Consider the following 22593-nt stretch of genomic DNA (forward strand, 5'->3'; position numbering starts at 1 on the left):
CGAAGCGGGCATGCAGCACTCGACCCACAAGCCCTGGTCCGACGCCCATTGCGGCCTGTACATGATGGAGCTGGGCGCCATGCTCGGCCTGATGCCGGAGGGGGGACGCCTGCTCGACATGGGCTGCGGCACCGGATGGACCAGCGTGCTGTTCGCCAAGCGCGGCTACGACGTGACCGGCACCGACCTGGTGCCGGAAGCCATCGATGCCGGACGCCGGCTCCGGGACAAGGAAGGACTGGCGAACCTCGACTTCGTGGTCGGCGACTACGAGTCGCTGTCCTTCCGCGAAGAGTTCGACGTGGTGGTGTTCTTCGACTGCCTGCACCATGCGGTGGACGAGGTCAGCGCCCTGCAGAGCGCCTGGCGCGCCCTGAAACCGGGCGGCATCTGCATCACCTCGGAGCCCGGCCTGGGCCACGCGCGCCGCTCGGCCGCCGTCATGGCGGAATTCGGCACGACCGAGCGCGACATGCATCCCGCGAAGATCATCCGCGCTGGCAAGAAAGTGGGCTTCCGCGCCTTCAGCGTGCATCCGCACGCCTCCTACCTCTACATTGCCCTGTACCGCAGGCACGCCAACAACCTGGTGGGCAAGCTGCTGCGCATTCCCGGCATGCGCGCCCTGGCGGGCCTGGCCACCGTGCTGTTCTCGAAGCATCAGGCCGGCATCGTCGTGCTGCGCAAATAAGCGCGCCTAAGGCTTTAAGCTGTTGTCTTTCGTATTCCAACGGTTGTGTTGCAGGCAAGAACATGTAAAGATGGGCCGGAATCCAGCAGTTGTGAATAAATAAGGGGAGCCCTGGCGCGACCAGGCCGGGGACTCCCTCAAGATTTTTCGGAAATCCGGTTCATGCATTCTGCCTTGTCTCGCATCCTTATCTGCCGCACGGATAACATCGGCGACGTCGTCCTCACCCTGCCGCTGGCCGGCTTCCTGAAGCAGGCGATCCCGGGCGTCCAGGTCGACATGGTGTGCCGCGCCTATGCCGCGCCGGTGGTGCGCTGCTGCCGCCACATCGACCGCGTGCTGGCGCTGGAAGAACTGGACATCGAGCGCCTGTTCCGCGACCGGGACTACGACACCGTCATCTTCGCCTTCCCGCACCGGGCCATCGGCCGCGCGGCACGGCGCGCCCACGTGCCGAACCGCGTGGGAAGCAGCCACCGGCTGCACCACTGGATCAGCTGCAACCGGCTGGCGCACTTCAGCCGGGCGCGTTCGAACCTGCACGAAGCCCAGCTGAATTTCGCCCTGCTCAAGCCGCTCGGCATCGACCACCAGCCGGCCCTGGACGCGCTCTGGCCCCTGTACGGCATGGGGGCGCCGGTGGATGCCGGCGTGGTCGATCTCTTCGATCCGGCCCGCTTGAACCTGATCCTGCATCCCAAGTCCAACGGCAACGGCCGCGAGTGGCCGCTGGCGCGCTACACCGAACTAGCCGCGCTGCTGCAGGACGATCCCAGCATCGCGCTCTGGGTCACGGGCAGCCGCGCCGAGGGCGAACTGCTGGCGCGCGAGGCGCCGGCGCTCCTGGCCAGCCCGAACGTACGCAACCTGTGCGGCCAGGTGGACCTGAACGGACTGGTGGCGCTGATCGGCATGGCGGACGGCCTGGTCGCCAGCGGCACCGGACCGCTGCATATCGCGGCGGCGCTGGGACGGCCGACGCTCGGCCTGTTCCCGCCGATCAAACCGATCGACATCGCCCGCTGGGGCGCGCTGGGCCGGCATGCCCGGTCGCTCTGCGGCGCGCAGGCCTGCGGCAGCTGCAGCGACGCGCGCCACTGCCGCTGCATGGAGGCGATCGGCGCGTCCCAGGTGGCGCAGGTGGTCGCCGGGTGGCGCGCCACGCAAGCGCAGCAGCGCGCCGAACGCATGGAAGAAGCCGCAGCGTGAGGCCGAGGGTCCTGGTCACGCTCGATTCCATGCGTTTCGAGAATACCGGCCTGCACACTTTCGGCCACAGCCTGGCGAGCGAGCTGGCCAGGCAGGGACAGGGCAGCGTCGATCTGAGCGCCTACACCTACCCCGCGCAGCACGGCTTCCTGGGCGACCAGGTCTCCTACGTCGGGCACCGTGGCTTCCACCGCTGGCTGTTTCCGCGCAAGCGCGAGTTCGACGTGGTCCACTTCGCCGACCAGTACTGCCGCTTCGGCCCGGAGCGGGTGCGCGCCAGGACCGTGATGACGGTCCACGACCTCAACCAGGTACACGAACGCACGCCGGGCACGGCGAAATACCAGCGCTACCTACGCAGAATGCGCCGCAAGATCCGCGGCGTCGACCGCATCGTGGCGATCTCCGAATTCGTGAAGAGCGACATCCTGCGCTTCTTCCCGGAAGCGCGGGACAAGATCTCGGTCATCTACAACGGCACCACGCCGAGCCATGCGCCCGCAGGGCACCGGCCGCGCTTCGTGCCGCCCGGCCGCTTCCTGTTCGCGGTCGGGATGGTCTGCCCGAAGAAGAATTTCCACGTGCTCGTGCCCCTGCTGCGCGCGAACGACGCCACCCTGGTGATCGCCGGCGTGGTCAAGGAGCCCTACCGCGACAGGATCATGCAGGAAGCGGCGCGCTTCGGCGTGGCCGAGCGGGTAGTGGTGACCGGGCCGGTCAGCCAGTTCGACAAGGACTGGTACTACGCGCATTGCGAGGCCTTCCTGTTCCCCTCGCTCGCCGAAGGCTTCGGCCTGCCGGTGCTGGAGGCGATGCACCACGGCCGCCCGGTGTTCCTGTCGCGCTTCACCAGCCTGCCGGAAGTGGGCGGCGACGCCGCCTTCTATTTCGACAATTTCGATCCGGACCACATGAACGAGGTCCTGGCGACGGGCCTGGCTCGCTTCGCCCGCGAGGACGGCGCCGAACGCGCACGCGCCCATGCGCGCCGCTTCAGCTGGGAACAGGCGGGGGCGGCCTACCTGGCGCTGTACCGGCAGCTCTGAGCCGGCCAGGTTTATACTGCCGGCATGAACCAGACGCGCTGCTCCTGGGCCAACATGGCCAATCCCCGCTACATCGCCTACCACGACCACGAGTGGGGCGTGCCTTGCCATGACGAGACGACCTTGTTCGAGATGCTGAACCTGGAGGGGGCGCAGGCCGGCCTGTCGTGGGAGACCATCCTGAACAAGCGCGACAGCTACCGTGCGGCTTTCGATCACTGGGATGCGCAAAAAATCGCCGCCTACGACGCCGCCAAGGTGGCCGAGCTGCTGGCCAACCCGGGCATCGTGCGCAACCGCCTGAAGGTGGCGGCGGCGATCGGCAATGCGAAAGCCTACCTGGCGATGCGCGAACAGGGGCTCACGCTGGACGCCTACCTGTGGGGCTGGGTCGACGGCAAGCCGCTCGTCAACGACTGGCCGGATGGCTCCCGTCCCGCCAGGACGGCGCTGTCGGACCGCATCTCGAAGGACCTGTCCAAACGCGGCTTCAAGTTCGTCGGCTCGACCATCATCTATGCCTACCTGCAGGGCGTCGGCGTCGTCAACGACCACGACAAGGCCTGCTTCCGTTTCGCGGGAGCTTGACGTGGACCTGCGCGCGCACTGGCGCGGCCGCGCACGCTACACCGTGTTCGACACCCGCTACGGCGACGGCGCCCGGGTGCGCGCCTGGCAGGAAGCCTGGCGCGCCGACCCGGAAGCGCCGGCGCGGCTGCACGTCGTGGCCCTGGCCGACGGCCTGCTGCCGGGATTTCACCGCATTCCCCAAGATGACCCGCGGCTGACCCTGACCCTGCTGGCGGCGCCGTTCGAGGTTGCCCTCGCGCAGCTGGGCGCGCAGCCAGATTATGTGTATCTGGATGCCGTCGCGGGCGCCGGTTTCGCCCGGCCGTTGGCGCGTATCGCAGGGAGCGGGGCACGCCTGCATGCGGCGGCTCTGGACGCGGAGCAGCGCGCGGCGCTGCAGGCGCAGGGCTTCATCTTCGAGGGCGACGGTGCGGTCTTCGCGAGCCGCAAGCCGCGCCTGCCGCAGCCCCCGGTGCTGGCGCAGGAGCACAAGCGCGCCCTGGTCATCGGCGCGGGACTGGCCGGCTCCGCCGCCTGCGCCAGCCTGTGCGCGCGCGGCTGGCAGGTCACGCTGGTCGAGCGCCATGCGGCGCCGGCGATGGAAGCCTCGGGCAACCTGGCCGGCATCTTCATGCCGCTGCTGTCGCGCGACGACAATATCCCGACCCGCCTGACCCGCGCCGCCTACCTGTACGCGCTGCGCGCCTGGCGCGCGCTGGGCGGCATCGGCGCGGCCATCGAAGGGCAGGCCTGCGGCGTGCTGCAATTGGCACGCGATGCCGGCCATGCCGAGGTCTCGCGCAGCATCGCGCGCGACGCGCATTACCCGCCCGAATACGCACGCTGGCTGGAAGCGCGCGAGGCCGAGGCCCTGCTCGGGTTGCCGGCGCCCAGCGGCGGCTGGCTGTTCCCGCAAGGCGGCTGGGCGCGTCCCGGCAGCGTGTGCGAGGCGATGCTGCGCTCCTGCGGCGAGCGGCTTGCAACGCGCTTCGGCGCCGGCAGCATCAGCCTGGAGCGCGACGGCGACGAATGGCTGGCGCGCGCCGAGGACGGCAGGGTGGTCGCGCAGGCGCCGACCGTGGTGCTGGCGAGCGGCGCCGGCGCGCGCAGCCTGGCCCAATCGCGCGCGCTGCCGCTGGCGGCCCTGCGCGGGCAGGTCAGCCACCTGGACAGCAGCAAGCTGCCCGCCTTGCCCCTGGTGCTGTGCCGCGAAGCCTACCTGACCCCGGCGGCGGGCGGCATCGCCTGCGCCGGCGCCACCTACGACCTCGACGCCGACCCGCAGCTGCGCCTGTCGAGCCACGACGAGAACCTCGAACGCCTGCGCGGCCTCCTGTCCGACCCGCTGGCTGCGGCAGGGGCGCCGCTGGCCGGCCGCGTGGGGTTCCGCTGCGTGGCCCCGGACCGCCTGCCGCTGGTCGGCCGCCTGCCGGACTTCGGCGCCGCCGGCGCCACCGAACGCCTGCGCGACGTGCCGCGCCACCCCGGCCTGCACGCGCTGCTCGGCTATGCGTCGCGCGGCCTGATCTGGGCGCCCCTGGCGGCGGAGCTGCTGGCAGCCCAGCTCGAGGGCGAGCCGCTGCCGCTGGAGACCAGTCTGGTCGATGCACTCGACCCGGCGCGCTTCGTCCTGCGTGCCCGCCGCGCGCCTCGCGGGCCCGGTATTGAGCCTTGAGCAAGCTGTAGGGTGGCCGGCTCTGCCGGCCGCGCGTTCAACCAGCAGATGAACTGCCAATGCGTCTGATCTTGGCGGAGTTGAACGCGCGTTCGGCATAGCCGAACACCCTACGTGTTGGGTTAGCGCAATAAGTTACATTCCGCCGGAAAGTGTCAAATCGCCGGCGGTATAATTGACTGACGGTAACTTTTTTAGGCTGGAAGCCGGCCACTCCGATGGAAGACCCCCACTCACCCCTGTCCATGTTCCTCGCGTCGACCGCGCACGACATGAAGAATTCGATCAGCGTCCTGTCCGGCACGCTCGAGCGCCTGCTCGACGACGCCTCGCCCGAGACCGAGAAGGCCTATCCGCAGATGGCGCAGATGCTGTACCAGACGCGCCGCCTGAACGACAGCCTGATGCAGCTGTTGGCGCTGTACAAGCACGTCGGCACGCCCGCGTATCCCTTCGACGTGCAGCCGCTCGAAGTCGGCCAGCTGGCCGAGCAGGTGGTCGCTCTGGAGCGGGTGCTGCTGGAGTCGCGCGGCATCGGGCTCGAACTCGACATCGATCCCGAGCTGGTATGGCATTTCGACGAGGACCTGATCGTCGGCGTGGTCTCGCATGCCGTCAACAACGCCGTGCACTACACGCGCGACCGCATCTTGCTGGGCGCGCGCGAACGCGACGGCTGGCTCGAGATCCGCGTCGAAGACAATGGCGCCGGCTTCCCGGCAGCCTTGCTCGAGGCGGGCGGCGCGGCCATGAACGGCATGGCATCCGGCGTCAACTTCCTGACCAACAGCGCCGGCCTGGGACTGCATTTTTCGCGCGAAGTGGCGCGCATGCACCGCCACCGTGAGCGCAGCGGCGCCGTGCGCCTCGAAAACGGCGGCCGGCTGGGCGGCGGCTGCTTCATCCTGACCCTGCCATGAACGCCGTCATCAACAGCCTGGTGGCGCCCGGCGCCGAGCAGGTGGACTGGGCAGCCAAGACCTACCTGGTGGTCGACGATTTCATCGGCGTGCGCCAGCTGCTGCGCGAGGCGCTGCGCAGCCTGGGCGCGCGCAACATCGACCAGGCCTCCAGCGGCGGTGAGGCCATGGGCCTGCTCAACAAGACGCGCTACGACGTGGTGCTGTGCGACTTCAACCTCGGCGAGGGCAAGAACGGCCAGCAGGTGCTGGAAGAAGCGCGCATGCGCAACCTGCTGCTGCCCTCGAGCGTGTTCCTGATGGTGTCGGCCGAGAAGAGCGTGGAGTCGGTGATGGGGGCGGCCGAGCACCAGCCGGACGCCTACCTGGTCAAGCCGATCACCGAAGGCGTGCTGCTCAGCCGCCTGAACCGGGTGTGGCGCAAGAAGCAGGTGTTCAGCCTGATCGACCAGGCCTATGCCGAGAAGGACTACCTGCGCGCCGCCCGCCTGTGCGACGAGCAGATCGCGGTGAGCAAGGCGCACGAGATCGACCTGCTGCGCATGAAGGCGCGCCTGATGGAGAAAAGCGGCGAGCCGGCCAAGGCGCGCGAGACCTACGAGCGCGTGCTGGCCCAGCACGAGTACCAGTGGGCGCGCTCCGGCCTGGCCAAGATCCGCATGGCCGACGGCGACTACGAGCAGGCGCGCCAGATGTTCCAGACCGTGATCGCCGAGAACCGCTATTACATCGACGCCTACGACCAGCTGGCGCTGGCCTGGCAGAACATGGGCAAGCACGAGGAAGCGCTGAACGTGCTGGAGCGCGCGGCCAAGCTGTCGCCGAATTCCGTGCCGCGCCAGCGCAACCTCGGCCAGGCTAGCCTGAAGCTGGGCAACGTCGGCATGGCCGAGAAGGCCTTCCGCAAATGCATCTCGATCGGCGAGTACTCGATCCGCAAGACGCCCGATGCCTACCTCGGGCTGGCGCGCGTGTGTGGCCTGAAGAACGATCCGAAGGAAGCGCTGCAGCTCTTGATCGCGGCGCAGCGCGAGTTCGGCGCCGACCACCCGGACATGGAACTGCGCGCCAAGATCACCGAAGGCCTGGTGTACCACGAGAGCGGCGACTACCGCCGCGCGCGCAAGGCCGGCGACGAACTCGAAGCGCTGCTGCAGGCGAGCACGGAGCGTCCCGACGTGCCGACCTGCCTCGAGATGGCGACCCTGCTGTTCGCGGTGGGCGTCAAGGAAGCGCCGGTCGACCTGCTGTGCTACGTGGTTCGCAACAACCACGACAACAGCTTCCTGCAGGACGAGGTGCAGCAGATCTTCGAGAAGGCGCGCATGGGCGAGGAGGGCGAAAAGCTGATCCGCGGCGCGCGCAAGGAAGCGATCGACCTGATGAACCAGGGCGTGCTGCTGTGGAAGACCAACAAGCTGGCCGAAGCCGTGGAGTGGATGCGCAATGCCAGGGCAGCGCTGCCGCACAACGTGCGGATCCTGTTCAACTCGGCGCAGATCCTGATCTCGCACATGCAGCAGCGCGGCTACAGCGCCGAGCTGATGGAAGAGGCGCACGGGGTGCTGGCCCACGTCGACCGGGTGCAGCCCGGGCAGCAGCGCTTTGCCCAGCTGATGGAGCAGTTGCTGGCGCTGGTGCCGAAGGTGGAAGCGCAAGCCCCGAAGGAGGCGGCCGGCCAGGCCGCAGCCTGAGTCAGCGCCAGCTCCCCCGCACGTCCTCGCAGCGCTGTCCCTGCGCGGCCTGGCCGTGCCGCCGCGCCAGCTCCGCGCACAAGAGCCCGACGTCGAGCCCGCCGTCGCGGGTGCGCGCCGCCTCCATCGCCCCGTCCAGCGCGCATTCGCCGATGTACTGCCCCAGCGCCCGGTAGCTCTCGAACTGAGTCTCGTCGAACCACTGGTCGACCGAGCTCTCGTGCGGATAGGCCGGGTGCACCTTGCGGTAGTTGAGCAGGTCGGCGTTCTCGCGGCCGACGATGGCGGGCTTGATGTACAGCAGCGTGCCGTCCACGCCGCCGTGGTCCACCTGACTGTAGCGCAGCGTGCCGACCGCGCAGCTGGCGCCGCACAGGCCGCCGCCGCCCAGCTGCGCCAGCTTCGAGACGTCGAGGTCGATGCGCACGTGCAGGTCGGTGCCGACCTTGCGGATCGCATTGCCGAGGTCGGCGAAGGCCAGGTCGCCATCGCTGGCCACGTCCACCGCGATGATCAGGCGGCAGCGCCGCCGCACCAGCTCGTAGATGCCGAGGTTGTCGAAATGCCCGCCGTCGGACAGGTAGACGTAGGTGGCGTCGGCATTGGTCAGGCCGAACAGCTCGGCCAGCAGGCTGAACAGGCCGAGACGCGGCGAGGATTGCTGCCAGGCCGCCTTGCGCGGATTGGGACACCAGCGGCCCAGGCGCACGTTGAACATCGTCATCAGGAAGTTCAGCGGCGGCGAGGAGTGCGCGCCCATGTTCGGGCTGGCCGCCGCGCCGGAGACCGCGACCGCCATCCCGAGCCGCACGCCGGCATCGTCGTCGGCCCCGGCGCCCGCGCGCGAGCCGTAGGCGCCGGTCGGGCGGTAGCAGCCGCGCGCGGCATCCAGGGACTGGGCGCTGCCGGCCACGCCGTGCACGGCGGCGCTGCCCACCGATCCGGGCGGCAGCTCGAAGCCGCAGTAGCGCGGCGTGAAGGTGAACGAGGCCGCCTTGCGGGTGCGCCAGGCCAGCTCCTCGCCGCCGACCAGGTTGAGCGAGGTATTGATGATGTGACAGGGGCGCTGCTGCTTCAGGTCCGCCAGCAGCGGGTCGTCGCCGGGGTCGAAGCCGGTGAAGGGGTGGGGCTTGCGTGCGCGGCTGCTGGCGCCGAAGTAGGCGCGCACCAGGCGGTTCCGGTACAGCATGTAGAGCGAGAACTTGTTGATGTCCACGCGCCATCCGAGCAGCAGCGCGGCGCCCAGGAAAATCGCGAACGCCCACGCCAGCCGGCTGCCGCTGGTGGCCAGGGTGGCGCTGGCGTGGGCGCCGTAGACACAGGTGAGCGTGACCGGCTCGGGACAGGCGATGCGCGGCGGCGCCACCGCGGCCTGCACCAGCGCGCTCAGCAGGGCGAACACGCCGGCGGTGAACACGTAGGGCGCGAGCCGCGCCGCCACCTCGAAGCGCGTGTCGCCCGCGCGCAGGCCGCCGGCCCAGGTGCCGGTCCTGCTGCCGCTGCCGGCCTTCAGGCCAAACCAGGTCATGAGCAGCCAGCCGGCGGCGGTGGTGATGTGCGACCACACGTTCAGGGTCAGCCAGGCCCAGTGCAGCAGCGGGGCCAGGAAGAAGGAGACGCCGAACATCGAGACCCAGGCCAGCGCGAAGATCCAGGTCCAGGCGCCCTGGCGGCTCCACCATTCGCGGCTGGCGTCGCTGTACAGGCGGCCGATCAGGCCGATCATCAGCGTCATGGTGCCGGCGAACAGCGCCATCATCAGCGGCATGCCGAAGGTGGTGAGGGCGATCGCGTTGTTCAGCACCGGGTGCGTCTTCGGATCGGGCAGCATCGACAGCCCGGCCAGCAGCAGCAGGGTGCCGATCCCGAGGGCGCCGAGGGCGCAGGCCAGGTGCGACAGGCCTTCGATCATCTCGGCGCGCGTCAGGTCGGCCGAGGGCGGATGCGGATGCAGCAGGCGCGGCACCACAGCGAGGGCGCTGGCCACCATGAGCAGCACCACGAACAGGGCCACCAGGCCGTTGACCAGCAGGTCGCAGGCGTCCCGTGCCATGAAGCGCACCATGGTTTCCGGCGCGAAGGCGCGCGCCGCCGCGCACAGCACCGCCAGCACGGCCACGAAGGACGCCCCGCAGACCATGTAGCCGGCGCGCCGGTAGATGCTGGTGCGGTCGTGCGCCAGGTACCAGCCGCAGGCCCACACCACGAAGTAGGCGAAGCCCGGCGCCAGCAGCCAGAGTTCGCGTCCCGCCAGCTGCGCCGGCAGCGCGGTCCATTCCCAGAAAGGCGTTTCGCCGCCGTGCCGCCACAGGCCCAGGCTGCCGAGGAAGCCCGCCAGCAGCAGCGGCAGGTTGATCCACCAGAGCACCGCGCCCTGCGACAGCGGGAAGCGGCGCCGTCCGCGCGAACCGGTCGGCTTGCTGGACACGCTCAGGGCGATGCAGAACACGGCGAACAGGAACAGCAGCACGCCGGCCATCCAGGCCAGGTCGGCATACATGGCCCACGGTCCGCCGGGGTCGACGGTGCGGTGCACGGCCCATACGGCGGCGCGCGGCAGCAGGAGCAGGGCGCACAGCCAGGCCACCAGCATCGTCAGGTTCAGGCCGGTGTTGCGGGCGTAGCTGCCGATCAGGGTCCAGGTGTCGGCGCTGAACATGCCGCCGTGCGGGGACAGGTAGTTGCAGTACTGGCGCAGGAAGCGGATCGCGGGCGCCTCGGCGCTGCCGGCCGCACTGGCGCTCTTGCGCGCCAACATCTCTTCGACCAGGCGCACGTCGCCGCCCTGTTCGTGGATGCACTTGGACAGCCAGCCGCCGATGAAGCCGCCGCCGGAGACGGTCGACAGGTAGTCGAGGTGGCGCAGCAGCCGCTGGTCCGCCATGGCCTGCAGCACGCCGAGGCCGAAGGTGGCGCTGCGCACGCCGCCGCCGGACAGCGCCAGCCCGATCATGCCGGCCTTGTGGGCGCGGGCGGCGAGATCGGCGCCGGGGGCGGCCTCGGGGTCCGGGCGCAGCAGCTCGAGTTCGTCGCGGAAGACGTCCTGGAAGGTCGCGCCGCTGACCTCGTTCAGGCGCTGCAGGGTTGCGTCGTCGAGCACGCCGCGTCCGGCGATGCCCTCGCGCCGGCGGAATTCGACGATCGCCTCGGCCAACTCGTCCAGCGTGCAGGCATGGGCCGGCGGGCGGCAGCCGGCCGCCTCCAGTTTGCGGCGCAGGTCGGCGATGTGCACCGGAGCCAGGCTGGCGGGGGCGAACGAGGACACGGGCACTCCTCATGATGACGGGCGGGCAGGTACATCCCGACCCGCTAAGTCCAGTTCAGCACGCCGGGAAAGCGGACGCTACCGAATGGATCAAGAGTGCGCCCTCCAATCAGTCTGGTAGTCTTGCTGATGGTGAAGGCAGCCCCATGCCTGCTTTTTTTGTCGCGACGTGTATTGTGGAAAAGCTAATGACCAAGATATTTCTCCTGATCGGCGTGCTGTTCTCGGGCGTCGCCGCCTTGCTCTACTTCGCGCCCAGGCTCAGGCTCCTGAACTTCGTCGACTAAGACGCGCCTTCATCGGTCGTGCGCATCAACCGCTACGCGGCGCCGCGACTGCTGCTTCCCGTCGGCGTGAGCGCCGGGTGCGCCTATCTCGCCGGGATGTGGCCGGAACTGGCCTTGCCGCTCCTGTTCCCGGTCATGATTTCGATCCTGGCCGCGGTAGTCTGGATTTCTGCCGGCCTCAGTCGTCTGAAATGAGCCGCAAGTGTGGCAAGCCGGGAATCGTTCCGACAAGAATTTTACCTTGTTGGCATAGTGCAATATCGAATTTGTCGGGAATATTTACAGGTAAAACGCGATTGTTCGGGACTTATTCACAGATTTGGGTAGGATTGTCATCAAATTCATCATTTCATCGCAAATTGTTATTGCGAGGAAAAAGTAGACTTGGTTTTCACTGCAATGGAGAAAGAATCGTCGGAACTTTTTCCAGATTTTATTTAACTTTCATAAAATCGGGCCTAAGTCATTGAATTTTTTGAGTATTTGCATCTGGCACATTCGTTGCTTTTCAGTGACATGCTGTTCCCCATGTCATCATCTGAAAGAGACGAAAAATGAAAATCAAACAGTTCTTCCTGGGTCTGGTCGCTGCAAGCTGCCTGGCCGTGCCCGCATTTGCTGCACCGATTCCATTCCAGATCAACACCATCACCTTGACGCCCGGCTCTGGCTACGGTCCTGGAAACGGCAACCAGGAACAGCTCGACGTCGTCTTCCAAGCGTTCGCCGCACCGGCCGCTTTCGGCCTCGACGTCGGTCAATCCTTCACGTTCAACGTTGCCAACGTCATTCTGAGCGAGGCGTGCATCAATCCGGGCGGCTGCCCTGCCAGTGGCAACGGCCCGAATGACGAAACCGATGGTCTCAATCTCGGGGTCAAGTTCAATTTCACCAATCCGTTTAGCGGAGTTCAGGATCTGCTGATGATCGGTACCGCCTATCCGGGCCCCGTCAACGATGCGGATGAGGATTACAAGCTCGTGTTCGCCCCGAAGGAAGTCACCTTCGGTAACGGCGGCCGCTTCAGCCTCGACCTGCTGGACCTGAGCTTTACCAATGTCGGCACGAAGAACCTGACCGCCACCCTCACCCTGCTGAACGCACCCGCCAGCGAAGGCGGCGGCAACGAGGTGCCCGAGCCTGCCAGCCTGGCATTGATCGGCCTCGGCCTTGCCGGTCTGCGTATCGGCGTCAAGCGCCGCAAGGCCTGAGCTTCGGCCAAGCCCCAGCAGACAGCGCCCCCCTTGCGGGGGCGTTGTCATATGCGCTGTCAGCTTCAGGCCGCCGCCGCTGAAGCGCCGTGACGCGGCCCTCAGCCCTTGTCGGCCTTGACGCGCGGATTGCGGCCCACCCGGCCGGAACCGCCCGGGCTGGCTGGCGACGCGGGTTGCGCGCCGCCGGACACGTCCAGCGGCGAGCCGCCGCGCGCTTTCGGGTTGGCCGGGGCCGGCCTGGCCGCGCCATCGTTGGCGCCGGCGGGTGCTTCCGCCGCGGTGCCGGCCGCCGGCATGGCGCTGCTGACGGCCTGACGGAATTGATCCTGCAACAAATTCCACCACGCGACGGCCGCCGGCATGGCGCTGTTCGCGGCCGCCTGGCCGGACGACTCCGCCTGACCGGACGGGGGGGCGGCCTGCTCGGCCTGCGCTTCCGGCGCCGGTGGCGGGGGAGGGGTGGGGGCGCCGGCCGCCTGTGCGAAGAACTGCGTGAAGGGCGCCGCCATGGCCGGGTCGCTGCCGGCGCGCTGCATGGCCTGCGCCATGCTGTCGCCCATGGCTTTCAGGGTGGCGAGGGTGCCGCGCTGGACTTCGAGCGCCTGGATGGTCCCGCGCAGCATGCCCAGGTTCAGGTTGAGCCAGGATTCGACCGCCTTGAGGTCGGCGATCTTTTTGTCCAGCTCGTCCACGGACAGGCTGGAGCCGGTCATGCCCGGCACGCCGACGCCGGGGATGTTCATGCTTCCCCAGAGGTTCTTGACGAATTCGAGCGTATCGGGCATTCCGGCAGCGTTGGGCGGCTTGAGCATCGGTCTTCTCCTTGGCTAGAAGCTTCAAGCGTAGCAGATAAATAACACGCGACAAAGCTTGCACGGCAAACGCGCCAATGTGCCGCGTCCCTGCGCCCCGGCGGCGCTCAGGCTACACTAGCAGCATGAGTTCCGCTTTTCCTCCTCAGCGGCTGCGCGCCCTGGTGCTGGGCACGCTCATCGTGCTGCTGCACTGGCTGGTGCTGGGCTGGCTCACCGCGGGCACGCAGGGCATCGCGCTGCCGGCGCGCGAGGGCGAAGCCTCAATCAGCCTGGCGCAGCTGCTGCCGCCGGCGCCGTTCGACGCGCCGGCGACCGAATCCGTGCCGCCGCCGGCGCCGAAGCTGGTGCAGCCGCCCTTGCCGGACTTCGGACCGCTACCCACGATCGCGGTGACCGAGGAGGCGGTAGGGGAGCCGGTGCGCCCCGGTCCGCCGGCGCAGGCGACCACGCTACCGGCCGAGCCCGCTGCCGCGGCGCCGGTGGCCATCCAAGCCGAACCGGCCGCGGCCGAACCCGAGCCCGGTCCGGCGCCGCTCGTGCACACGGTGCGGCGCTACCAGGTGGACGTGCCGCCGCCGGCCGAGCTCAGCTACAAGGTGGCGCGCACCGACGCCGACGGCACCACCTGGAGCGGCCAGGCTTTGCTGTCCTGGAAGCGCAACGACCAGGCTTACCGGATGCGCTTCGAAGCCGGCATCAAGATCGTGTTCGCGCGCGTGAACCTGGCGGTGCTCACCAGCGAAGGCCATCTCGGCAACACCGGCCTGGCGCCGGTGAAGATGACCGAAAAGCGCCGCGGCCGGGCGCTGACGGCGACCCATTTCGACTGGCCCGCCAACAAGCTGAGCTTCTCTGCTTCGGAGGGCAGCTACGCCTTGCAGCCAGGCGCGCAGGACAAGGCCACGGTGCCGCTGCAGCTGGCTGCCATCGCGCGCGGCGACCCGGCCCAGCTGAGCGGCGACATCGACATCTTCGTCGGCGAAGAGCGCTGGGGCGCCATGTACACCTTCAAGGTGACGGGACCGGAGGACATCGACACCCCGCTGGGCCGTTTGCAGACCGTGCGCATCACGCGCCCGCCGAAGCCGGGTTCGTACAAGTCGCGGCTGGACATCTGGCTCTCGCCCGCGCATGGCTGGCTGCCGGTGCAGATCCGCAGCAGCGAAGCCAACGGCGCGGTAACCACGCAAACGGCGAGTGACATCGCCATGACCCAACCAGGATTCTAGATATGCAAAACTCTGCCCTACGACATGCCGGCTGCGGCCTGCTGCTGGCGCTTACCCTGGGCACTGCCGCCGCACAGGATGCCCCGGCCGCCATCAAGCGCAAGTTCGAATTGCCGCCTTCGGCCGATCTCCACTACGAATTGCAGGCCCGCCAGCGCGGCTTCGGCCTGAAGGGCGAAGCCATCGTCAGCTGGCGCGCCGGCGACGGCAAGTACACCGTGAGCGCCGAATCGAAGGTGCCGCTGCTGGGCACCATCACCCAGGACCGCAGCAGCGGCACGATCGACGCCTTCGGCCTGGCCCCCGCCGAATTCGTCGAAAAACGCATGCGCAAGGACCCGACCACGGCCACCTTCGACCGCGAGGCGAAAGCGCTGCGCTTCAGCGAAAGCAAGCAGGTCTATCCGCTCAAGGGCGGCGAACAGGACCGCGTCTCGATCACCTGGCAGCTGGCCGCCGTGGCGCGCGGCGCCGGCGAGCGCTTCAAGCCGGGTTCCGAGTGGCCCTTTTTCGTGGCCGGCCGCCGCGATGCGGAAACCTGGGTGTTCAAGGTGATCAGGCGCGAAAAAGTGCGCACCGGCCTGGGCGAGGTCGAGGCCGTCCTGGTGGCGCGCCAGCCGGTGGCCGACAAGAAGGACCAGGTGCTCGAGGTGTGGCTGGCGCCGCAGCAGGAGTGGTACCCGGTCAAGCTGCGCTATGCCGACGGCGACAAGGAACAGATCGAACAGACCCTCAAAACTGTGACGAAACCCTGAATTGGATTTCACAAAATGCAATATTGTCTTGTTTTTAAGGCAATGGATAGGTGTGTCTTTCCTGCAATCGCGGGCCCCCGCAGCCGCTAGTTGCCGATCCTAAACTGTTATACTGGCGCCCCCGCGGACCGGTTGAGCCGGTCCGCGCCAGAGAACGGTACTTATATGATCGACCACCTTGGCGGCGCGGCGCTCGCCGTAGAATCCCTTTCGACTCCACTGGAAGACGACCCCCTGCAGGCGCACTTCCAGGACGGCGTCGCGCCCGACGAGATCGAGCAGGTTTACCACCTCAAGCGCGCCCAGCCCATGCTGTCAGCCTTCACGGCGCTGTTCCACGGCACCCAGGACGGCGTGCTGGTGCGCCTCCTGGTGCTGCGCGAGCTGGCCAGCGACACTGGCGCATCAAGCTTCTCGCGTGCCGACATCAACAACAAGCTGGCCTACCTGACCGCGGAAAGCCTGGAGACGGTCCTGAACCGCCTGCGCAGCCACGGCCTGCTGGCCTGGGACGGCCCCAGCGCCGTCTACCGCATCACGCCGCTGGCGCGCAACGTGCTGTCCGCGCTCGACACCCTGATCGCGCTGGCCAAGCCGGAAGAAGACGATGCCGAGATGGGCTTCCTGCTGTCGCAGGTGGCCGGCGCCCAGGCCGTGGGCGGGGTCACCGTGGAGCAGCTGCGCCACCTGCTGGGACGCCTGGTCGAACTCACCGAGGAGTTCCGCGACGCCATCGCTTCTGGTTCCGAATTCCGCCTGCGCACCTCGCAGGCGAAGTGGCACATGGCCTGCGACTGGGTCGAGAAGGGCTCGGTCATCCTGCGCGCCATCCTCCAGGACCCGGCCGCCGACGCGGCCACCCACAAGGCGGCGCAGGCCATCGGCCGCGCCCAGAGCGCGCTGCTGAACATGCAGGGCATGTTCTCGCGCGCCCTGAACCAGATCGAGCGCCAGCGCGTGCACCTGGGCCAGTCCGGCCTGTCGACCACCGACGTGAAACGCTGGCTGCTGGCCCACGAGGACCTGGCCAGCCTGGCCGAGGACGCGATCGACCGTCCGGTGGTGCCGCTGTTCGGCACCCCGGCCGAGATGATCGACGTGGCCGAGACCGAGCTGCTGCTCGAGCGCGTGACCTCGACCGGCCCGAAAGGCCTGCCGACCGGTACCGACGCACCCTTGACCGTCAACGACAACCCGGCGATGCAGGCCGAACTGAACGACTGGATCAACAAGCTGGCCGACTTCGCCAACCTCGGCAACTTCCCCGAGTTCTCGGACAGCGGCCCGAAGAAGGTGGCGCTGCACGAGTCGCTGCTGCCGGCCAGCTTCGCCGTTGCGTCCTACCGGGCGTCGCTGCTGCCCCTGCTGGGCGATGCGTCCGAGGCCAGCCTGCAGGGCGCGACCGCCGAGCTGGCGCGCCTGCCCGTGAAATTCGAACCGACCGACGAGATGATCCAGCTCGACGACCCGGAAGTGGCGGCGATGTCGATCGCCTCCCTCTCACTGAATCTTGAAAGCGGTAACCCCGATGAATGACGACGCACAAATCCTGATCGCGCGCCTGCTGACGCACCAGACCCTGCGCCGCGACGACAAGATGGTCAAGCGCGCGCTGTCGGACGAGCAGTTCCGCCAGGAGGTGGACAAGCGCCTGCTGGAATGCGGCCTGAAGCTGCTCGACAACGTCTACGCCGACCACGTGACGATCGCCCTGCACCGTAACGTCGAGCCGAAGATCTTCGGCGCCAAGGACATCTGGCAGAACAACAACTTCGGCCTGACCCGCGACGGCGTGGCCCTCCTGGTGGTGCTGTGGGCGCAGATCATCCTCCCGAAGCGCGAGCGCCAGGAAACCCACACCACGGTGGCGGACGACCAGACCGACATGTTCGGGCAGGACACGCCGATCCCGCGTGCCGAGGATACCTCGATCGGCATCTCCTACACCGCGCTGCTGTCCGACTTCGGCGACAAGCTGGGCAAGAAGACCCGCATGGACATGAACCTGGGCGTGCTGTCCAAGCTCGGCTTCATCGAGCGCCGCGGCGACGTGATCCTGGAAGGCCCGCTGCTGGACCTGATGATGGACACCGACCTGCTGAAGGAGCGCATCATCAACGGCGCCCTGGCCGAGGTGTTCAAGCGCGCGCCGCTGGCCGCCGCCCCGCGCAAGATCGATGCCGCCAACGATGCGGTCGTCGAAGCCGCCGCTGACGAAGAAACTCCGAACTAAGGTAAGCCCATGTTCCACATCAAATCACTCGAACTGGTCCACTGGGATTACTGGCAGCGGATCAAGAACATCCCGCTGGACGCCAAGATCATCACGATCGCCGGCCAGAACGGCTCCGGCAAGACCACGCTGCTCGACGCGCTGCGCACCCTGTTCGGCCTGGACTGCTCGATGGGCCGCACCTATAAACACTATGCGCGCCACTCGGGCCAGCAGAGTGCCTGGCTGCGCGCCGTGGTCGACAACAAGCCGTCCGGCCGCCAGCTGTCGAACCGCCCGTTCCGCCATTCCGGCTTCTTCGCCGACGACGAAGTGACCCTGTTCTGCCAGGTGCAGAAGAACGGCGGCGACTGGAAGCGCCAGTACCTGATGCGCCCAGGGAACGTCGAGATCGAGGAAGTCACCGACGCCACCGACTGGCTGGGCGTGGAGAACTACAAGAAGCGCCTGGCCTCGGCCGGCCTGTCGCCGGCGATGTCGAAGGTGCTGGCGCTGGAGCAGGGCGAGACCGACAAGCTGTGCGAATACGCGCCGCGCCAGCTGCTGGATCTGGTGTTCCAGGTCTTCGGCGACAAGGAAGTGCTGGACGCCTACGACGAAGCCAAGCGCCACCAGCGCGATACCGAGACGGAACTGAAGCGCTTCGAGGCCGAACTGGAAACCTCGCGCATCAACCTGGAAGGCCTGCGCCTGCGCGTGGCCAACTACCACCAGTGGGAAGACCTGCACAAGGAAAAGCGCGAACTGCAGGAAGAGGTGCTGCCGGCGCTCGAATACATTGAAGCGCGCGAAAAGGCCGCCTTCACCAGCCGCAACCTCAAGGAAGCCCGCAAGCCGCTGTTGCAGGCCGATTCGATCCTGGCCGAGAAGCGCCAGCAGCTGGCAGCCCAGCAGCGCGCGCTCACCGAAGCGCAGAAGCAGGAAACCCAGCTGGAACAGGAAGCCACCGAGCTGGCCAGCCGCCTCACCCAGGTCAACCAGAAGCTCAAGCCGCTGGAAAGCCTGCTGGAACAGAAGGAGCGCCTGCAGAAGCTGTCGCTGGATGCCGGCGCCGACCTGGCGGAAGTCGCCAACCAGCTGAACGAAAAAGAAGCGGAACTCGCCAAGCAAAAAGCAACGCGCGACAACATCGCCGCAAAAATCGCCGGCGAGCTGGCCACCATCTCGGCGCTGCAGGGCAAGAGCGCGATGCCGGAGCCGGAAGCCCAGCGCCAGATGCGCCGTGCGCTGCGCGACGAGGGCATCGCCCATGCCATGCTGTCGGACATCGTCGAAGTGACCGATCCGAAGTGGCAGGGCGCGGTCGAGGGCGTGCTGGGCGGCTACGCCTCGGTGGTGCTGCTTGAAAAAGCCAAGGATGCGCCGGCGGCCTACCGCCTGGCCGAGAAGGAGCGCTATCGCCACTTCATCGTGCCCGACTGCGTCGAGGCGCCGGTGGTCAAGGATGCCAGCCTGCTGTCGGTGGTGCGTTTTTCCGGCAAGGCGCCGGGCTGGCTGATCGACCAGCTGGAACGCATCGAGCGCGTGGATTCGGTGGACGCCGGCTTCAAGTCGGATTGCGACGAATGGATCACCCCGGACGCCTACCACCGCGAACGCCGCGGCGGACGCTCGCTGTTCGTGGAACCTTCGCGCTACCGCTTCGGCTCCGCCGGCAAGACCCAGCGCCTGGAAGCGATCCAGAAGTCGCTCCCGGCACTGGAAGCGCAGGAAGACGCGCTGACCCTGGCGATCAGCAAGCTCGCCGCCGAGGTAGGCGCCTTGAAGGGCCGCATCGCCGGCGTCGACGCCGCCAAGGAACTGGCCGCGCGCCAGGCCGAGTTCGAGGAAGTCGCACGCGCGCTGGCCCCGCTCAAGGCCGAGCGCCTGGAAGTGGGCGCGCGCCTGGGCGAACTGTCGTTGCTGACCAAGAACGCGACGGTGGCGCGCACCCGCGCCGACACCGTGTGGCAGAACGCGCGCATGGCCCTGTCCGAAGCCGAAGCCGGCATGCGCCTGAACAACCGCCGCACGATCGAGCAGCGCCTTGAGCATGCCAAAGCGCTGCTGGCGCTGCGCAAGAGCTGGCGCGACGTGCCGAAGAACTGGAAGAACGCCGGCTGGCGCGGCGACCTGGTGGCCAAGCACCAGAACGCGCACCAGGTCAACCTGCGCCTGTCCTCGCTCGAGCACGCCCTGGCACGCGACGACTGGGAACAGGACAACACCGTCATCGACCAGTACGCGCGCCTGAACGACCAGCTCAGTGGCCGTCAATCCGAAACCGAGGAGCGCCGCTACCAGAACAACCGCGCGATCGAGGCCACCGCCAACGCGCGCGGCGCCTACATCGAGCGCCTGCGCTACACCATCAAGACCTACTCCAAGAACATCAAGGAGCTGGGCGAGCTGGCGGGCATCGACGTGCAGGCCGATCCGGTGCGCCTGGAGAACGACGACGTGCAGCTGGCCCAGGCCGGCCTGCACGTGCGCTTCAAGTTCGACGGCAAGGACCAGATCGGCATGAACGACGGCGAGGCCTCTGGCGGCCAGCAGGTGATGAAGTCGCTGGTGCTCTTGATCGGCCTGCTGAAGTCGGAAGAAGGCTCGGGCGGCTTCGTGTTCATCGACGAACCCTTCGCCCACCTGGATATCCGCAACATCCAGCTGGTCGGCGAGTTCCTGAAGAACACCGACGCCCAGTACCTGATGACCACGCCGCTGACGCACAACACCGACGTGTACGACCCGTCGGAGCTGACGCTCATCACCAGCAAGAAGAAGAAGGACGTGCAGTGGGCGCAGCCGATCTTCGTGCTGCAGCGAAGGAAGGACGAGGCGAAGGCCGCGTAAGCGAAGGGGAGCCTGGCCGGTTCCCCTTTTTATTGTTGGCTTAGAACGTCATCCCCGCACTCCGGGGTCAGGTCCTGACCCTTCCCCTCAAATTTTCACTACCTGCACCAGATTGATCAGTGTAAGTAGGGCGAGCTGGAAGGCGTGCCGATCTAGCCGAGGTCGCACGCAATCGGTCAAGTAATGACGTGCCAGGGTAAGTATCGAGAGCGTTGGCCCTGACTTCTTCGTGTTGCCATAGTTGATTTGGTAGCCAGCATTTGCTGCCGCCAAGCCGATCAGCCAGAGGGCATAGCTGATCAATGCTCCAAGCATCAAGAGCACTTCCAGGCGTTGGGGCGCGCGCGTCTGGCTTTCTGTTAATGCCATTCCCCATTGCGCATTTTTTAAATCCCGGAAGGTTTGCTCGATCTGCATCCGGCCAGCGTAGATCTCTACTACCTGTCTCGCACTCAATGCTTCCAAGTCCGAGGAGACGGCGAGTAACCAGGGTTCAACTTGGGCAGCCCTGTTCTTCTTGCTGTTGGAGCTCATTGTCTTCTTGCCGAAGCTGGTGCGGTGATGACGCCCTTGCGGTGCCTTTTTGTACAGCACCAGCTGGCATGGTGTCGCGTTGGCGCGTGCATACTGAAAACGGCCAAGACAGCGTGGCTTGGCTGTCGCTCCGGCATACCAAGTCTTGCATCCATCCCACTGTCCGGATCCTTCGGCACATACCATGTCACGGTTCCGGATACGCCCAACCCACGAAATGTGCATTCCCGTGGCCAGCTTGAACCACGTTGCCCGGAATCCGGCATCCGTGACCAGTATCGGCCGGCATTGATCGGGCAATAGCGAGCATAGCGTCTCGAGGAAGCAGCGGTGTACTTTTGAAGAACCCAGGTCGGATTCCTCGTGCACCTCTTCGTAAAGAACGAAGGCACGTCCCTTGACGGTGACCGCAGCACGCAAGAGATGCAAGCTTCCATCAGGCACCAAAACGGACCAGTCGACAGTAATGGCAATGTGCCGATGACCAGCCAGAACGGCTTCGTCCAGAGCATGAAAAATCGTTAGCCGCTCAGACAACAGATGACGATTACTCAGCAGACGATCACAGCACTTGATGCGATGACGAATGCTCGTCTTCGCCTCTAGAGAGCGCCCCATCTTGACAACGCCAAGCCCGCCGATTCTGCCGGCCTCAGCCACTTTCGCGATGCAGCAGCGGCGCTTGGCATGGATCTGGGAACACTTCGTGTCCAACAGATTTTGTATGATGCGGTGTGCGTGCATGGTTGCTTCTCCTTCGCAGTTTGGTCGCTACGAAAGAGAGGGCTAACACAGCCATGCATGCACCAGCTTTTTTCACAGGAAGCTAACAGCAACCCCATCCACCTACAAGAAAAATATGTGGGGAAGGGTCAGGGTCAGGTCTGACATTCGGACACGGACTGAGCAATACAATCAAAGTAATGCTCGAGCTCGTGTCTAAATGTCAGACCTGACCCTCATAAAGGAATGGGGCCGGTAGCCCATTTTCATCCGAGGTCGATCGCCTTGCGCAGCTTGCGCCGCCACAGCAACAGGCCGGCCGAGTAGCGTTCGAAATAGCCCGCGGTCAGCCCAACGCACAGCATGCTCAGCATGTCGTCCGTCAGCTTCGGCGCCGGGATGCCCTTGCCTTGGTTGGCATAGATCTCGACCCCGAGGTAGAGGATGCGCGCCACCAGAATCATCGCGAACAGGATGCCCAGCTGCGCCGGCGGCGTGAAGTAGTAGCCCTGTTCGGTGTCCTCGAAGCGGGTGCGCGTCAAGGCGTAATGGCCCCAGCCGAGACCGAAGGCCGAACCGGCCAGCAGCGCAGCCAGCTGGGTCGGCCGGTCGAACAGCTGCGCCAGCGGCACCAGAATCATGGCGCCGAATACCAGCACGCCGGTGTAGTGGCGCGAGACGATCGAGCGCTGGCGGAGCATGCGGGCCTTGATGCGCTGGTAGACGCGCCAGACCAGCAGCGGGGTCAGGATGAGCAGGGCGAGGGTGGTAATCGAAAGTTCTTGCATGGCGGGATGAGTTGGTTCAAGCCTGCCATTGTAGCCGCCCCGCACGGAAGACGGCAGCGAACGGCGGCCCGCAGGCCATCATGGTAAGGTGTCCGCTCCGCTTTGACGAGGAG

General features: G+C 66.8%; 18 protein-coding genes. 14 read left to right on the plus strand and 4 right to left on the minus strand.

Features of this window, described 5'->3' with window-relative positions; genetic code table 11:
* The first annotated feature begins 10 nt into the window (after positions 1-10).
* The 7 genes from MasN3_RS04150 (at position 11) to MasN3_RS04180 (ending at position 7805) form a co-directional block, all read left to right on the plus strand.
* On the plus strand, positions 11-691 hold the full coding sequence (locus MasN3_RS04150) for a class I SAM-dependent methyltransferase (protein ID WP_281912601.1): 681 nt from the start codon (positions 11-13) through the stop codon (positions 689-691).
* A 174-nt stretch (positions 692-865) separates the two neighbouring features.
* Positions 866-1900 carry a glycosyltransferase family 9 protein gene (locus MasN3_RS04155; protein WP_281912602.1) on the plus strand — a complete coding sequence of 345 codons (1035 nt, stop codon included), beginning with the start codon at positions 866-868 and terminating at the stop codon, positions 1898-1900.
* On the plus strand, positions 1897-2946 hold the full coding sequence (locus MasN3_RS04160) for a glycosyltransferase family 4 protein (RefSeq protein ID WP_281912603.1): 1050 nt from the start codon (positions 1897-1899) through the stop codon (positions 2944-2946). The genes MasN3_RS04155 and MasN3_RS04160 overlap by 4 nt, the downstream gene beginning before the upstream one ends.
* Positions 2947-2970: 24 nt before the next feature.
* Complete coding sequence (locus MasN3_RS04165) at positions 2971-3534, plus strand: DNA-3-methyladenine glycosylase I (protein WP_281912604.1); 564 nt, start codon at positions 2971-2973, stop codon at positions 3532-3534.
* Position 3535: 1 nt separating this feature from the next.
* Complete coding sequence (gene mnmC, locus MasN3_RS04170) at positions 3536-5191, plus strand: FAD-dependent 5-carboxymethylaminomethyl-2-thiouridine(34) oxidoreductase MnmC (RefSeq protein WP_281912605.1); 1656 nt, start codon at positions 3536-3538, stop codon at positions 5189-5191.
* A 218-nt stretch (positions 5192-5409) separates the two neighbouring features.
* A complete protein-coding gene (locus tag MasN3_RS04175) occupies positions 5410-6111 on the plus strand; it encodes a sensor histidine kinase (protein WP_281912606.1) in 702 nt (233 codons plus the stop codon).
* Positions 6108-7805: a tetratricopeptide repeat-containing response regulator gene (locus MasN3_RS04180; RefSeq protein WP_281912607.1), complete on the plus strand. Its 1698-nt coding sequence runs from the start codon at positions 6108-6110 to the stop codon at positions 7803-7805. The genes MasN3_RS04175 and MasN3_RS04180 overlap by 4 nt, the downstream gene beginning before the upstream one ends.
* Before the next feature lies 1 nt (position 7806).
* Here the strand turns inward: MasN3_RS04180 and MasN3_RS04185 are convergent, their stop codons facing one another.
* A complete protein-coding gene (locus MasN3_RS04185; protein ID WP_281912608.1) occupies positions 7807-11070 on the minus strand; it encodes a patatin-like phospholipase family protein in 3264 nt (1087 codons plus the stop codon).
* 305 nt (positions 11071-11375) lie between these two features.
* Here MasN3_RS04185 and MasN3_RS04190 point away from each other — a divergent pair, with 305 nt between their 5' ends.
* Both MasN3_RS04190 and MasN3_RS04195 read left to right on the plus strand, forming a co-directional pair.
* On the plus strand, positions 11376-11552 hold the full coding sequence (locus MasN3_RS04190) for a hypothetical protein (RefSeq protein WP_281912609.1): 177 nt from the start codon (positions 11376-11378) through the stop codon (positions 11550-11552).
* Positions 11553-11911: 359 nt separating this feature from the next.
* A complete protein-coding gene (locus MasN3_RS04195) occupies positions 11912-12568 on the plus strand; it encodes a PEP-CTERM sorting domain-containing protein (protein ID WP_281912610.1) in 657 nt (218 codons plus the stop codon).
* Between the two features lie 101 nt (positions 12569-12669).
* Here the strand turns inward: MasN3_RS04195 and MasN3_RS04200 are convergent, their stop codons facing one another.
* Positions 12670-13383, minus strand: a complete 714-nt coding sequence (locus tag MasN3_RS04200) for a PhaM family polyhydroxyalkanoate granule multifunctional regulatory protein (protein ID WP_281912611.1) — start codon at positions 13381-13383, stop codon at positions 12670-12672.
* Between the two features lie 125 nt (positions 13384-13508).
* Between MasN3_RS04200 and MasN3_RS04205 the strand changes: the two genes are divergently transcribed.
* The 5 genes from MasN3_RS04205 to MasN3_RS04225 all read left to right on the plus strand — a co-directional run bounded on the left by MasN3_RS04205 (position 13509) and on the right by MasN3_RS04225 (position 20435).
* Complete coding sequence (locus MasN3_RS04205) at positions 13509-14615, plus strand: DUF3108 domain-containing protein (RefSeq protein ID WP_281912612.1); 1107 nt, start codon at positions 13509-13511, stop codon at positions 14613-14615.
* Between the two features lie 2 nt (positions 14616-14617).
* A complete protein-coding gene (locus tag MasN3_RS04210) occupies positions 14618-15370 on the plus strand; it encodes a DUF3108 domain-containing protein (protein WP_281912614.1) in 753 nt (250 codons plus the stop codon).
* 165 nt (positions 15371-15535) lie between these two features.
* Positions 15536-16906, plus strand: coding sequence for a hypothetical protein (locus MasN3_RS04215; protein WP_281912615.1), 1371 nt, complete (start codon positions 15536-15538; stop codon positions 16904-16906).
* On the plus strand, positions 16899-17603 hold the full coding sequence (locus MasN3_RS04220) for a hypothetical protein (protein ID WP_281912616.1): 705 nt from the start codon (positions 16899-16901) through the stop codon (positions 17601-17603). Before MasN3_RS04215 ends, MasN3_RS04220 begins: the two co-directional genes overlap by 8 nt.
* A 9-nt stretch (positions 17604-17612) precedes the next feature.
* Positions 17613-20435 (plus strand): ATP-binding protein, encoded by a 2823-nt coding sequence (locus tag MasN3_RS04225; RefSeq protein WP_281912617.1) that lies wholly within the window; start codon positions 17613-17615, stop codon positions 20433-20435.
* Positions 20436-20522: 87 nt separating this feature from the next.
* On the opposite strand, the gene MasN3_RS04230 is transcribed toward MasN3_RS04225, so the two are convergent.
* Together MasN3_RS04230 and MasN3_RS04235 are read right to left on the minus strand one after the other, a co-directional pair.
* A complete protein-coding gene (locus MasN3_RS04230; RefSeq protein WP_281912618.1) occupies positions 20523-21713 on the minus strand; it encodes an IS4 family transposase in 1191 nt (396 codons plus the stop codon).
* Positions 21714-21958: 245 nt separating this feature from the next.
* Complete coding sequence (locus MasN3_RS04235; RefSeq protein ID WP_281912619.1) at positions 21959-22480, minus strand: hypothetical protein; 522 nt, start codon at positions 22478-22480, stop codon at positions 21959-21961.
* Between the last annotated feature and the right edge of the window lie 113 nt (positions 22481-22593).

The organism is Massilia varians (genome assembly GCF_027923905.1).
Classification (GTDB): domain Bacteria; phylum Pseudomonadota; class Gammaproteobacteria; order Burkholderiales; family Burkholderiaceae_D; genus Telluria; species Telluria varians_B.

Excerpts from the sequence above, each read along its gene's own strand:
- MasN3_RS04150 (WP_281912601.1), top strand. The coding sequence starts at position 11 with ATGCAGCACTCGACCCACAAGCCCTGGTCCGACGCCCATTGCGGCCTG.
- MasN3_RS04165 (WP_281912604.1), top strand. The coding sequence starts at position 2,971 with ATGAACCAGACGCGCTGCTCCTGGGCCAACATGGCCAATCCCCGCTAC.
- MasN3_RS04175 (WP_281912606.1), top strand. The coding sequence starts at position 5,410 with ATGGAAGACCCCCACTCACCCCTGTCCATGTTCCTCGCGTCGACCGCG.
- MasN3_RS04180 (WP_281912607.1), top strand. The coding sequence starts at position 6,108 with ATGAACGCCGTCATCAACAGCCTGGTGGCGCCCGGCGCCGAGCAGGTG.
- MasN3_RS04195 (WP_281912610.1), top strand. The coding sequence starts at position 11,912 with ATGAAAATCAAACAGTTCTTCCTGGGTCTGGTCGCTGCAAGCTGCCTG.
- MasN3_RS04200 (WP_281912611.1), bottom strand. The coding sequence starts at position 13,383 with ATGCTCAAGCCGCCCAACGCTGCCGGAATGCCCGATACGCTCGAATTC.
- MasN3_RS04205 (WP_281912612.1), top strand. The coding sequence starts at position 13,509 with ATGAGTTCCGCTTTTCCTCCTCAGCGGCTGCGCGCCCTGGTGCTGGGC.
- MasN3_RS04210 (WP_281912614.1), top strand. The coding sequence starts at position 14,618 with ATGCAAAACTCTGCCCTACGACATGCCGGCTGCGGCCTGCTGCTGGCG.
- MasN3_RS04215 (WP_281912615.1), top strand. The coding sequence starts at position 15,536 with ATGATCGACCACCTTGGCGGCGCGGCGCTCGCCGTAGAATCCCTTTCG.
- MasN3_RS04220 (WP_281912616.1), top strand. The coding sequence starts at position 16,899 with ATGAATGACGACGCACAAATCCTGATCGCGCGCCTGCTGACGCACCAG.
- MasN3_RS04225 (WP_281912617.1), top strand. The coding sequence starts at position 17,613 with ATGTTCCACATCAAATCACTCGAACTGGTCCACTGGGATTACTGGCAG.
- MasN3_RS04230 (WP_281912618.1), bottom strand. The coding sequence starts at position 21,713 with ATGCACGCACACCGCATCATACAAAATCTGTTGGACACGAAGTGTTCC.
- MasN3_RS04235 (WP_281912619.1), bottom strand. The coding sequence starts at position 22,480 with ATGCAAGAACTTTCGATTACCACCCTCGCCCTGCTCATCCTGACCCCG.